The organism is Embleya sp. NBC_00888 (assembly GCF_045207655.1).
In the GTDB taxonomy this organism is placed as follows: domain Bacteria; phylum Actinomycetota; class Actinomycetes; order Streptomycetales; family Streptomycetaceae; genus Embleya.
The window spans coordinates 4398288-4410851 of the sequence record NZ_CP108784.1; the positions used below are offsets into that span (position 1 = coordinate 4398288).

The following is a 12564-nucleotide window of genomic DNA, read 5'->3' on the forward strand; positions in this document are numbered from 1 at the left end:
GGATGAGCCAAGAGAACACGGTCGAGGTTTTCACGTTCGCCGGCAGCAGCCAGGTGCGCGTTGTGATGATCGCCGGCGATCCATGGTTCTGTGCGTCCGACGTCTGCGAGGTCTTGGAGCACAGCAACTCACGGGTTGCGGTCAGTGTGCTCGACCCGGACGAGAAGGTTACGGTTCCCGTCAGCAAAAGCGCAGGTCAGGCGAATAGCGTAAGAAATCCTTACGGAATTAATCGGGGCAATCCGAACATGACCTTCGTCAGCGAGTCGGGTCTCTACACACTGATCCTGCGCAGCAACAAGCCCGAGGCCAAACCCTTCCGCCGCTGGGTCACCCACGACGTCCTCCCCACCATCCGCCGCACCGGCCGCTACACCCCCGCCACCAGCGAAAACATGGATGCGCTGCTCTCCCGCGCGATCGGTTCGATCACCGATCTCGCCGCCCGTACCGGCGATCTGACCAAGGCCGTCGAGATCAACACCATGGCCGTCGCCCGCCTCACCGCCGGGTTCGAGTCGGCGGCTCCGTTGTCCACAGTTACCTCTAACGCGACCCCTCCCACCTCGGAAACCCACAGCCCCACCCAAGTTCTCCACAGCGATTTCCACAGGGTTATCCACAGGCCTGCGCATCTACCCACACCCGGTGATCGGCGTCGTCTCACCCCCGAGGTCGTCGCCGAGTGCCGGCGTCGAGCCCGGGACGGCGTGTCGGTCTATCGCCTCGCCCGCGAGCACGGCGTGAGCGACTCGACCATGCGCTCGGCGGTGCGCGGCCAGACCTACCGCTACGTGCCCGAGCCGCCCTTGCGCCCTTGACCCGACCGCGTCCGCGCCAGCCGCCCCCGCGCCGCCAACTCGATGGTCAGGGCCACCGCGACCGCCTGGACCTGAAGCAGCGCGACCAACACGAACAACTGCACCGCCCCCGCCTGCAGCGGTGTCGCCCCGCCGAGCAACATGCCCACGAAGGCCCCGGGCAGGGTCACCAACCCCACCGTCCTGGTCTGGTCCAGAGCCGGGATCATCGCCCCCGCCGCGGCCGGCCGACAGATCTCCATCGCCGCGTCGCGATCGGTGAAACCCAAGGTCAGAGCGGCTTCGACCTCGCCGTGGCGCTGTGCCAACTCCTCCAGCGCCCGCCGCCCCGCCAGCACCGTCGCGGTCATCGCACCGCCGATCAGGATGCCCGCGATCGGGATCAGCACGATGCCCTCGGCGGGCAGCAGACCGGTCGCCCACAGCAGGACCAGGGTCGGTGCCGTCGCCGTCACGATCGGTACCGCGGGCCAGAACAACCGTCTGTTCGCCGTCACCCGCCCGGCCGCCGTCAGGGCCGCGACGGTGTACATCATCACCACGAACAGACCCGCGAGGCCGAGTCGGTCCACCACGTGTGTGATGACGAAGGACACCGCGAGCAACTGCGCCGTCGCCCGGAGCCCGGCCACCACCACCGCCCGGCCGTGGCCCAGTCGCGCCACCCCCGCGACCGCCATGGCGACGACCAGGAGCAGCACGGTGACGATCCCCAGGACGGGGGTCACCGGGAGCAGTGTCGCGGCGTTTTCCACAGGCCCAGCCTCACCCTCTCGGCGGTACCGCGCAGCGTGGGCGTCCACACTCCACAACACGTGCGCACACTGCGGGTACCCGCCTCCCGCAACCGTCGCAGCCCACCCGTCCACACCCCGGAACACGGCCGATGCACGCCGGCCGGCTAAGTACAGTGACGACATGTCCGATGCCCGTACGCCCGCCGCCGCGCCCCGCTGGACCTATCTCGGCCCCGCGGGCACCTTTACCGAGGCCGCCCTGCGTACGCTGCCCGGCGCGGAGCACGCCGAGGTCACCCCGATGGAGTCGGTGCCCGCCGCCCTGGACGCGGTCCGGCGCGGCGACGCCGACGGCGCGGTGGTCGCGCTGGAGAACTCGGTCGAGGGCGCGGTGTCCATCACGCTGGACGAGTTGGCGACCGGCGCCCCGCTGGTGATCACCGCCGAGGTGCTGCTGCCGATCGCGTTCGCGCTGTTGGTGCGTCCGGGCGTGGGCCTGGACGACATCAAGACCATCTCCAGCCACTCGCACGCGCAACCGCAGGTGCGCAACTGGCTCACGACGAACCTGCCCGACGCGCACTGGTACTCGTCCGCGTCCAACGCCGACGCCGCCCGTCTGGTCCAGGAGGGGCGCTACGACGCGGCCCTGGCGGGCGAGTTCGCGGCCGCGCCGTACGGCCTGGTGCCGCTGATCACCGACATCCACGACGTCGAGGGCGCGGTCACCCGCTTCGTGCTGGTCGAGCGCCCGGACCGGCCCACCCGGCCCACCGGCGCGGACCGCACCACGGTGGTCGCGTACATCGTGGACGACCACCCGGGCGCGCTGCTGGAGATCCTCCAGGAGTTCGCGGTCCGCGGGGTCAACCTGACCAGGATCGAGTCGCGGCCGACCGGGGACGGGCTGGGGCACTACTTCTTCTCGATGGACGCCGAGGGCCATGTCGCGGACGCGCGGGTCGGCGAGGCGCTGATGGGGCTGCGGCGGGTGTGCGCGGCGGTGCGCTTCCTCGGGTCCTATCCGCGCGCCGACCAGGTCCGTCCGACGCTGCGTCGCGGTACCTCGGACGCCGAGTTCGCGAACGCGAGCGAGTGGCTGGCGCGCGCTCGCGGCGGCGGGATCTGAGTCGACGCTCCGCGGCGGGCGGGGCCTCAGGGAACGCGCACCGTGAGCGAGCCGGGCCGGATCCGGACCGCGAGCCGGGTGCCGGGCCCGATCGGGTCGCCGTCCAACTCGCGCGGCTCCGGGCGATCGGTCTCGATCAGCACCCGATGACCGGTGAAGTGCTCGATCGGGCGCAGCCGTTGCTGCTTGACCGGCACCACGGCCGGCTCCTGATCACGACGCCGGCCTATCACTCGCACCGTGGCGTGCGCCCAGCCGGTCATCCCGTACGGCGCGAACACCACGACGTCCAGGAGCCCGTCGTCCGGCGTGGCCCCGGGCAGCAGTTGCATGCCGGCCTGGAGCGCGCCGACGTTGCCGACCAGCACCATCCGGGCCCGCCGCCGGATCGGCTCGCCGTCGTCGACGGTCAGCGTCACCCGCATCCGCCGATCGCGCAGATGCCGGGCCCCGGAGACCACGTACGCGGGCCAGCCGACCTTCTTCTTGAGCGCGTCCGGCGCGTCCGCGACCATCGCCGCGTCCAGGCCGATGCCGGCCATCGCGGTGAAGCAGCGCGGTTCCACGCCCGCGGTGCCGACGAGTTCGTCGTCCGGGTCCACCGTGCCCAGGTCGATCCGCCGGTCGCGCCCGTGCATCGCGACGTGCAGCGCGTCGGCCACGTCGATCGGCAGGCCGAGGTTGCGCGCGAGCAGGTTGCCGGTGCCCGCCGGGATCACCGCGAGCGGGGTGTCCGTACCGGCCAGCGCGCCGGCGCACTCGCGGATCGTGCCGTCGCCGCCCGCCGCGATGACCAGGTCGACCCCCTCGGCCAGCGCCTTGGCGGTCACCCCGGCACCGGGGTCGAGCACGGTCGTCTCCAGCCACAGCGGCTCGGCCCACCCGGCGTCCTGCATGATCCGGTCGATCCGGGTGCGCGACTCGGCGACGTCGAGCTTGATCGGGTTGACCACCAGCGCCGCGCGCGGTCGTCCGCCGTCCGCCCCCTGCGGCGCCTCGCGCCGGCGGGACCGAAATCCCCAGATCGACTTCGGGGACAACAGCGCGCGGTTCATCACCGCCAGTACGACGCTCGCGTACAGCAGCGACATCAGCACGTCGCTGGGGTGGTGCATGCCCCGGTACATCCGGCTCCCGGCCACCGCCAGCGGCACCGCGCCGAGCAGCACCCATATCAGGGCGACCACCGAGCGCCCGCGCAGCCGGCTCGCCAGCAGCACCGCCAGCCCGCCGTACAGCGCGAACGCGGCGCCGGTGTGCCCGGAGGGGAAGCTCGACGTCGCGGCGGCCTCGTCCAGGCGCGGCACGTCCGGCCGGTCCCGCGAGACGAAGAGCTGCACGAGGAAGAACACCAGCGCCTGACCGGCCACCGAACAGGCCAGGAACAGCGGGCCGCGCCAGGAGTGGCCGACGATCCGGGCCACCACCGCCGCGAGCAGCGTGGTGGCGATGATCACACGGGTGTCGGCCAGGGTGGAGAACAGGTCGGTGACGTCGTTCCAGCCCCCCGAGCGATGCTCGGCGAAGGTGCGGTCGAGGTCGTCCTCGATCGTGAACGGCCACACACCATCCAGGCTCTTGGTGATCAGCAGACCGAGGCCGACCATGACGAAGGTCAATATGGCAAGGGGCAGGACGATACGGCGCAGGAACCGTCCTGCTTCGGTCAGCATGACCGACATTCTTACCCGGCCATGGATCCTTCAGTTCCGCCGATCCGAGGAGTGCCCCTCCGTTCCGGGCCTAATGTGCCGAATCTCCGGATCCGGATCGTGCCCGTCGATCTCCGGTTCCAGCCCCTCGTCGGTCGCGTCCACATCCCGCAGTCCGGCGTCGCGACGCCACCATTCGAAGACCGCGGACGTCGCGGCGAGCACTATCAGACCGAGCACCCAGCCGCCCAGCACGTCCGTGACGTAGTGCACACCGAGTGCGACCCGGGTGAACCCGACACCCACCGCCGATGCGATCGCGACCACCCACGCGATCGGCCGGCACACCCGCGGGATCAGCGGCAGCAGCGCCAACAGCAGCACTCCCGGGCCGACCACGCCCATCAACGCGTGCCCCGACGGGAAGGACCAACCGCCCGCGTGATCGACCGGGTTGGGCAGATTCGGCCGGGCCCGGGTGAAGACGAGCTTGAACATCGCGCCCAGCAGCCCGCCGACCGCCATCGTGACCACCGCCCACAGCACCAGCCGACGGGCGCCGCGCCACCACAACCACACGCACATGATCGCGACCAGGAGGCGGTACATGTTCGGATCCCAGACCCAGTCGCTGAGGATCCGCAGCGCGTGCTGCCATCCGGGATGCTCGCGGACCCAGTCGTTCAGCCCGGTCGCGACGTCCTTGTCCAGGTCGAGCAGCGGCGACCACTTGGTCTCCACCAGGAGGGCGAGCAGCCCGAACGGCAGGGCGCCCACGAGCAGGGCGAGCGCGACCAGGGTCATCCTGAGGCCGAACCGCCGGTCGGGGTCGAGGCGCCTTCTGGTCCAGGTCGGGGTGGAGGTCATCTCTCATTCTTAGCCCGAATCCCGCCCGTCACTTCCATTCGCCCGTCATCGGCTTCGACGCACTCGCGAAATCCGTTGGCGGTCCCCCGGTAGGCTTCGGGTGTGATCGACCTGCGACTGCTCCGTGAGGATCCCGACCGTGTCCGCGCTTCGCAGCGCGCCCGCGGCGAGGACGAGACCATCGTCGACGCGCTGCTCGCGGCGGATGAGCTCCGCCGCTCGTCGGGCTCCCGGTTCGACGCGCTGCGCAACGAGCAGAAGTCGATGGGCAAGCAGGTCTCCAAGGCCAAGGGCGACGAGCGCCAGGAACTGCTGACCCGGGCCCAGACGCTGGCCGCCGAGGTCAAGAGCGCCGACGCGGAGCAGGCCGAGGCCAAGGCCGAGACCGATCGGCTGCTCAAGGCGCTGGCCAACCTGATCGACCCGGACGCACCGGTCGGCGGCGAGGAGGACTTCGTCACGATCGAGGAGATCGGCACCCCGCGCGACTTCGCGGCCGAGGGCTTCGAGCCGCGCGACCACGTCGAGTTGGGCCGCGTGCTCAAGGCGATCGACGTCGAGCGGGCCGCGAAGGTCTCCGGCTCGCGCTTCTACTACCTGACCGGCATCGGCGCGCTGCTCGAACTCGCGCTGGTCAACATGGCGATCGCGCAGGCGACCGAGGCCGGCTTCACGCCGATGCTGACGCCCGCGCTGGTGCGCCCGCCCGCGATGGAGGGCACCGGCTTCCTCGGCCAGGCCGCGGAGAACGTGTTCCACCTCGAGGCCGACGACTACTACCTCGTGGGCACCGCCGAGGTACCGCTCGCGGCGTACCACATGGACGAGATCATCCCGGCCGCCGAACTGCCGCTGCGCTACGCCGGCTTCTCGCCGTGCTTCCGCCGCGAGGCCGGTACGTACGGCAAGGACACCCGCGGCATCATCCGGGTGCACCAGTTCGACAAGGTGGAGATGTTCTGCTTCGTCGCGCCCGAGGAGGCCGAGGCGGAGCACCGGCGCCTGCTGGCGTGGGAGAAGGAGTTCCTGAACCGGCTCGAACTGCCCTACCGGGTGATCGACGTCGCGTCCGGCGACCTCGGCGCCTCCGCCGCGCGCAAGTTCGACATCGAGGCGTGGATCCCGACCCAGGGCAAGTATCGCGAGGTCACGTCCACCTCGAACTGCACCGAGTTCCAGGCCCGCCGGCTCCAGGTGCGGATGCGCGACGAGCAGGGCACCCGCCCGCTGGCCACGCTCAACGGCACGCTGTGCGCGGTGCCGCGCACGATCGTGGCGATCCTGGAGAACCACCAGCGGGCGGACGGCTCGGTCGTGGTACCCGAAGCGCTGCGTCCCTTCCTCGGCGGCCGTGAGGTGCTGGAACCGGTGCAGGCGTGACCTTCTCCCTGGTCGCCACCGACCTGGACGGCACGCTCCTGCGCGAGGACCACACCGTCTCGGCGCGCAATCGTGCGGCGCTGGCCCGGGTCACCGCGGCCGGCGCCAAGCACGTGATAGTGACCGGCCGGGCGGTGACCTGGACCCGCCCGGTGTTCCAGGCGCTGGGCTACCGGGGCCTCGCGGTGTGCGGGCAGGGCGCGCAGGTCTACCACGCGGGCGAGGACCGACTGCTCACGTCGGTCACGCTGGACCGGCAATTGGCCAGGCTGGCCACCGAGCGGTTGACCGAGGAACTGGGCGCGGTGCGGTTCGCGGTCAGCCGGGACGGGCTGGGCGGCGAAGTCGTGGTGGAGCACGGCTACCCGTACAACCCGGTGTTGCCGGTGCATGTGGTCCGAGACCGCGACGAGTTGTGGTCGGAGCCGATCCTCAAGCTCTACCTGCACCACGAGGACTACGACGACGACCGGTTGACCGCGTGCGCGCGCAAGATCTGCGCCGGTCTGGTGGACGTCACGCACGCCGGGACGGGCATCGTCGAGCTGTTGCCCCTGGGCCTGAGCAAGGCGGTCGGCCTGTCCCTGGCCGCGCGCAAGCTGGGGGCCAGGGCCGCGGACACCATCGCCTTCGGCGACATGCCCAACGACGTCGCGATGTTCAAGTGGGTGGCACACGGCGTCGCGATGGCCAACGCCCACGCCGAACTGCTCGCCGTGGCGGACGAGGTGACCCTGTCCAACATGGACGACGGCGTCGCGGTGGTCCTGGAACGGCTGTTCCCCGACCACTGAGCGCCTCCCGGCGAGCCGAGCCCGTCCCACCTCACCCGACGGGTGCACGATCGCCCGGCACGACCTCGCGCGCCACACGCACGTGCATCGGGCGCGAGGCGCCCACCCCGCAGGCGAGGGCGCACACGCACAACACCAGCATCAGCACGATCGGCACGGTCCACCCGTCGGTCGCCTGGCGCAGCGCCCCGGCTGCCAACGGCCCGAACGCGGCGAGCACGTACCCGACCGCCTGGGCCATACCGGACAGTTGCGCGGCCGTGTTCGGATCCGGCGAGCGCAGCACGATCAGGGTCAGCGCGAGCGAGACCGCGCCGCCCTGCCCCAGCCCCAGGAGCACCGCCCACAACCACGCACCGCCCGTCGGCGCGACCATCAGCCCCACGTAGCCGGCCGCGACCAGCCCGATCGACGCGATCACCAACGGACTCTGGTTGCGCATCCGACCGGCGATGATCGACCCCGCGAGCGAGGCCGGGATCTGGACGAACGTGTTGAACGCGAAGATCGTCGCCGCGGTGCCCTTGCCCATCCCGTTGTCGGTGAGGATGGTCGGCATCCACGCCAGCAGTACGTAGAACAACAGCGATTGCAGGCCCATGAAGCCGGTCACCAGCCAGGCCGGCGGCGACCTCCACAGACCCGGCACGTGCGGCATCGCCGCCGCGACGCTCCCGCGCCGACGGCGCACGTGCGGCAGCCAGACCGCCACCGCCGCGAAGGCGAGCAGCGCCCAGACGCCGAGCGCCGGCTGCCAGCCGTGCCCGATCGCCTTCTCCAGCGGCACCGTCGCGCCCGCCGAGACCGCCGCGCCGAACACCATGGCCGCGCTGTACACGCCGATCATCGCCGCCGCCCGATGCGGGAACTCGCGCTTGACCACACCCGGCATCAGCACGTTCAGCACCGCGATCCCGGCGCCCACGAGCGCGCCGCCCGCGAACAGCGCGGTCAGATCGGGGATCACCCGCAGCAGGATCCCGACGCCCACCACGACCAGCGCGCCGAGCAGCACCGTCTCGGTGCCGTACCGGCGGGCCGCGATCGGCGCGAGCGGCGAGATCAGGCCCAGGAACAGCACGGGTATCGCGGTGATCAGACTGCCCGTGGTCGCGGACAGGTGGAACACCTCGCGCAGTTCGCCCACCAGCGGGGACACGCTGGAGAGCCCGGCCCGCATGTTGAGCGCGATCAGCACGATGCCGGCGAGCAGCAGCGCGCCGCCGGTCGCCCGCGCGGTGCTCGTGCCGGTGCGGCCGGGCTTGCCGGTCGGGGGTATGCGCAGTTCGGTCGTGCTCATGCGTCGTGCTCCATGGGGTGGCGCCCTGTCGGATGGTGCTCTGTCCGGTCGGGCCTTGTCGGGTCGGGCCTTGTCGGGTCGTGCAGCAGTGCGTCCAGGGCGATCACGGCGGGTTCGAGGATGCGCCGCACGGCGCGTTCGGCCGCGTCCGGATCGCCCGCCTCGATCGCGTCGGCCAGCGCCACGTGCAGGGCGTGCGACGCGTCCGGCAGGGTGCCGTCGCCGACCACCGTGCGGATGCTGCGCCACAACGAGTCGCTGAACCAGCGGTAGGTGGAGACCATCGCCGAGTTGTGCGACGCGATGGCGATCGCGGTGTGGAAGGCCACGTCCTGCTCGACCAGGTCGTCCAACTCGCCCTCGGCCACGTCGCCCCGGTCGAAGTCGTGCGGCTCCGGGGTGTCCGCGCTGCCGTCGGCCGCGCCGCGCCGGCTCAGTGCGGCCCGGATCCGGTCCAGGTCCGCGGCGTCCCGGCGCTGCGCGGCGAGCCGGGCGGCCTCCACGTCCAGCGCGCGGCGCATCTCGAAGATGTCCCGCAGGTCGGCGTGTTCGATCCGGCGGACCAGGTCGCCGGGGTCGGTGGTCGAGCGTACGTAGGTCCCGTCGCCCTGGCGCGACTCCAGCATCCCGGCGTGCACGAGCACCCGGATCGCCTCGCGCACGGTGTTCCGGCCGACCCGGAGCCGCTCGGCGATCACGCTCTCGCTCGGGATGCGCGCGCCGATCGGCCAGGTACCGGCCGTCAGTTGGGCGCGGAGCTGGTCGATCGCGTCGTCGACGAGGGATCGCCGACCGGCTGCCTGAAGCGACATGGACTCTCCCGAATTCGTGGGGTTGCCCAGTCATCCTACAAGTAGCTGCATGATGCATGCGATAGGGCGGCAAAAAGCCGGCGCCCGCGGCCCGTGGTCCGCGCACGCCGGCTTTTCCCCTTCGCCCGGTGCGCCCGGTCCGCCCGGTCCGGCTGGTCCGGCTGGTCCGGCTGGTCCGGCTGGTCCGGCTGGTCCGGCTGGTCCGGCTGGTCCGGCTGGTCCGAGCCGTGCGACCGGTGCGACCGGTGCGATCCGCGATCGTCGCGTCACGCGGCTCCCCGCAGCGGCGTGCCGGCGGCCTCGACCGTGCCGTAGACCTCGGCCAGCAGTCGGTACGAGCGCTCCCGGTCGGCCGGGTCGTGGGTGAATGTGTTGACCACCAGCTCGTCCACCCCGTGCCGGTCGGCCAACTCGTCCAGCCCGGCCCGGACCCGCTCGGGCGTCCCGGTCAACAACGCACGCGCGTTGTGCCCGGCCCGCTCGCGCTCGGCGCCGGTCCAGCGGTGCGTGCGGGTACGCGCCCGGTCCGGGAAGGGCTCGTCGAAGCCGAGGTCCTTGCGGCTGCGCCAGAGCAGGTACGCCGAGCCCAGTTCGCTCGCGTCGGCCTCGGTGTCCGCGACGATCGTGCGGACCGCGAGCGCGGCGCGAGTACGGTCCGCGCCCGCCGGCCCCACGCGGAACGTGTCCAGCGCGCCGACACCGAGCCCGGGGTTGAAGAAGTGCGCGAACGCGAAGTGGGTGCCCAGTTCGGCGGCCAGAGCGGCGGATCGGGTACCCGCGCCGAGCAACCACACCGGCGGCGGGACGTACCCGGGGTAGTCCTGCGCCGGGTCGCCCAGGTGCCCGAGCAGTTCGGCCACCTGCTGTGGGAAACGGTCGGCCGGGCCGCCCGCGCGGCCGATCCCCAGGTCCACCCGGTCCGGATGCAGCGCGGCCAGCACCCGGAAGACCTCGGCCGGCTTGGCCGGCTCGTAGCGCGGCAGCAACACCCCACCGCTGCCCACCCGCAGCCGTTGGGTGTGCGCAAGCAACGTCGCGACCAGAACCTCGGGCGCGGTACCGGCGAAGCTCGGCGAGCCGTGGTGCTCGGCCACCCAGTAGCGGTGGTAGCCCAGCCGGTCGACGGTGCGGGCCAGGTCGAGGGTCGCGGTGAGCGCGTCGGCCGGCGTGCCGCCCGCGGGGATCGGCGACTGGTCCAGGACAGAGAGGCGGATGGACATGATCAGGCTCCGTTCTCGATACGTACGGCGTGCGCGGCGTGGGTGGTGCTCTCTCCGCGAGCGGTGCTCTCGATGTGAGCGGTGCTCTCAACGTGAGCGGTGCTCTCCTCGCGAGCAGCGCTCTCAACGTGAGCACTGCTCTCAACGTGAGCGGTGTTCTCCTCGCGAGCACTGCTCTCGACGCGACCAGCGCCCCCTACGTGAGCAGTGCTCTCGACGCGAGCAGTGCTCTCGACGCGGGCGCTGTTCTCCTCGCGAGCAGTGCTCTCGACGCGAGCGGCGCTCCCTACGTGAGCAGCGCTCTCGCCGTGGGCAGTGCTCTCCACGTGAGCAACGCTCTCCATGTGAGCACTGCTCTCATCGTGAGCAGCGCTCTCAACGCGACCAGTGCTCCCCTCGCGGGCACCGCTCTCCCCGTGAGCACTGCTCTCAGCCCTCCCCGCGCTCCCAAGCACCCGCTCGGCACTCATCGGTCGCGTCGTCGCCGGGACGATCCGGAAGTCCCGCAGGAAGACCAGGTTGTGCAAATCGGCGGCGGCGATCGCGCGCAGCGTGGGCAGTTCCTCGGCGGCCTGCTCGGGGGTGAACACGTTCAGCGGCCATTCCCCGACCGTGCCGCCGCGCAGGTGCGGGTGGTGGAAGCCGGCGCCGTAGACCGCCCGCAGCGTGATCGGCGGGACGCCGGCCGCGCGCTGCTCGGGCCAGGACAGCGCCCAGATCGCCTCCAGGCCGCCGTCCGGCGCGCGTCGGACGCCGGTCGCGGCGTATTCGCCGGCGCCCAGCAGCAGGTCGGCGTCCAGTTCGGCGAGCGCCCGGCGGGCCTGCGGGTCGAGCAACGCGACGGCCGCGCCGAACAGCCTTTCCTTGTCCCGGCGCGAGACCACGTCGCCGTGGGTGCCGTCGCGCAGGTCCGCGAAGTGCCGCAGCAGGGCGGTGGTGTTCATCGGGTCCTCCTCGTGGACGCGGTGCGGTGGGCCGCGGCGTACGCGGTGCCCAGGCGGTGTCGGAAGGCCGGGTCGGTCAGGAAGGCGCCGTGCCCGGTGCCGGCGAGTTCGTGCAGGTCGATCGGGACGCCGGCGGCGCGCAGTCGGCGGGCGTAGTCGCGGACGTCGTCCACGACCGGGTCGAGCGAGCCGACCGTGAGGATCGCGGGGGCGACCCCGGCGAGGTCCTCGGCCTCGTCCGGCGTGCTGTACAGCGGTCGCGCGCCGGCGGCGGCCGGGTGGGTCGGCGCCTCGCCCCGGTACGCCCGCCAGGCCGAGCCCAGCGCCGCCCGGGACGGGAAGGCTCCCGGCCGGCCGCGGTAGGACCCGGCTCGGCACCCGGGGTCGATCGGCGGATAGGCGAGCACCTGCGCGGCGAGCGGCCGGCCGAGGTCGCGCCGGGCCAGCGCGGCGGACGCGGCGATCGTGGCGCCGGCGCTGTCCCCACCGACCGAGACATGCTCGGCGTCGGCCCAGTCCAGCACGGTGAGGACGTCGATCAGGGCGGCGGGGTGCGGGTGTTCGGGGGCCAGCCGGTAGTCGACGCCGACCACGGTGGTGGCCGCGGTCCGGGCCAGGTGGGCCAGGGCCGGCGCCCAGTCGGCGGTGGCTCCCGAGCGCCAGCTCCCGCCGTGCGCCCAGACCAGCAGGCCGGCCGAGCCGGTTCCGCCGGGAAAGATCCGGACCGGGACGTGGTGATCGGCGCCGGGAACGATGATCGTCGGCGGCAGCGTGTCGGGAGTGGTGCGGGTCGCGGCCATGACAAACCTCCTCGATCTTGTCGTGAAGCCTCGGGCGTACGAAGCGGGACGGCGCGACGCGGGACAGGGCAACGCGGGACAGGGCGATGCGGCCCGGCACCGCCGCGG

12 protein-coding genes are annotated in these 12564 nt (G+C 72.1%); 4 read left to right on the forward strand and 8 right to left on the reverse strand.

Annotation, left to right across the window (positions count from 1 at the left end):
• Positions 1–2 precede the first annotated feature (2 nt).
• Entirely contained in the window at positions 3–821 is an 819-nt protein-coding gene (locus OG948_RS18335; protein ID WP_406297584.1) for a BRO family protein, read from the forward strand.
• On the opposite strand, the gene OG948_RS18340 is transcribed toward OG948_RS18335, so the two are convergent.
• Complete coding sequence (locus OG948_RS18340; RefSeq protein ID WP_406300287.1) at positions 791–1558, reverse strand: ABC transporter permease; 768 nt, start codon at positions 1556–1558, stop codon at positions 791–793. The genes OG948_RS18335 and OG948_RS18340 overlap by 31 nt on opposite strands.
• Before the next feature lie 181 nt (positions 1559–1739).
• Here OG948_RS18340 and pheA point away from each other — a divergent pair, with 181 nt between their 5' ends.
• Complete coding sequence (gene pheA, locus OG948_RS18345) at positions 1740–2687, forward strand: prephenate dehydratase (RefSeq protein ID WP_395867629.1); 948 nt, start codon at positions 1740–1742, stop codon at positions 2685–2687.
• Positions 2688–2713: 26 nt separating this feature from the next.
• Here pheA and OG948_RS18350 read toward each other — a convergent pair whose 3' ends face one another.
• Together OG948_RS18350 and OG948_RS18355 are read right to left on the reverse strand one after the other, a co-directional pair.
• Positions 2714–4360, reverse strand: a complete 1647-nt coding sequence (locus tag OG948_RS18350) for a diacylglycerol kinase family protein (protein ID WP_406297585.1) — start codon at positions 4358–4360, stop codon at positions 2714–2716.
• Between the two features lie 30 nt (positions 4361–4390).
• The gene (locus OG948_RS18355; protein ID WP_406297586.1) at positions 4391–5206 is read right to left on the reverse strand and encodes a phosphatase PAP2 family protein; all 816 of its coding nucleotides are present in this window, start codon (positions 5204–5206) and stop codon (positions 4391–4393) included.
• A gap of 102 nt (positions 5207–5308) precedes the next feature.
• Here OG948_RS18355 and serS point away from each other — a divergent pair, with 102 nt between their 5' ends.
• Together serS and OG948_RS18365 are read left to right on the forward strand one after the other, a co-directional pair.
• Positions 5309–6586 (forward strand): serine--tRNA ligase, encoded by a 1278-nt coding sequence (gene serS, locus OG948_RS18360; protein WP_406297587.1) that lies wholly within the window; start codon positions 5309–5311, stop codon positions 6584–6586.
• Positions 6583–7380: an HAD family hydrolase gene (locus OG948_RS18365; protein WP_406297588.1), complete on the forward strand. Its 798-nt coding sequence runs from the start codon at positions 6583–6585 to the stop codon at positions 7378–7380. Before serS ends, OG948_RS18365 begins: the two co-directional genes overlap by 4 nt.
• 31 nt (positions 7381–7411) lie before the next feature.
• Here the strand turns inward: OG948_RS18365 and OG948_RS18370 are convergent, their stop codons facing one another.
• The 5 genes from OG948_RS18370 to OG948_RS18390 all read right to left on the reverse strand — a co-directional run bounded on the left by OG948_RS18370 (position 7412) and on the right by OG948_RS18390 (position 12456).
• Entirely contained in the window at positions 7412–8680 is a 1269-nt protein-coding gene (locus OG948_RS18370) for a CynX/NimT family MFS transporter (RefSeq protein WP_406297589.1), read from the reverse strand.
• Positions 8677–9492, reverse strand: coding sequence for a FadR/GntR family transcriptional regulator (locus tag OG948_RS18375; protein WP_406297590.1), 816 nt, complete (start codon positions 9490–9492; stop codon positions 8677–8679). The genes OG948_RS18370 and OG948_RS18375 overlap by 4 nt, the downstream gene beginning before the upstream one ends.
• Before the next feature lie 266 nt (positions 9493–9758).
• Complete coding sequence (locus tag OG948_RS18380) at positions 9759–10712, reverse strand: LLM class flavin-dependent oxidoreductase (RefSeq protein WP_406297591.1); 954 nt, start codon at positions 10710–10712, stop codon at positions 9759–9761.
• A 2-nt stretch (positions 10713–10714) separates the two neighbouring features.
• Positions 10715–11656, reverse strand: coding sequence for a hypothetical protein (locus OG948_RS18385; RefSeq protein ID WP_406297592.1), 942 nt, complete (start codon positions 11654–11656; stop codon positions 10715–10717).
• Entirely contained in the window at positions 11653–12456 is an 804-nt protein-coding gene (locus OG948_RS18390) for an alpha/beta hydrolase fold domain-containing protein (protein ID WP_406297593.1), read from the reverse strand. The genes OG948_RS18385 and OG948_RS18390 overlap by 4 nt, the downstream gene beginning before the upstream one ends.
• Between the last annotated feature and the right edge of the window lie 108 nt (positions 12457–12564).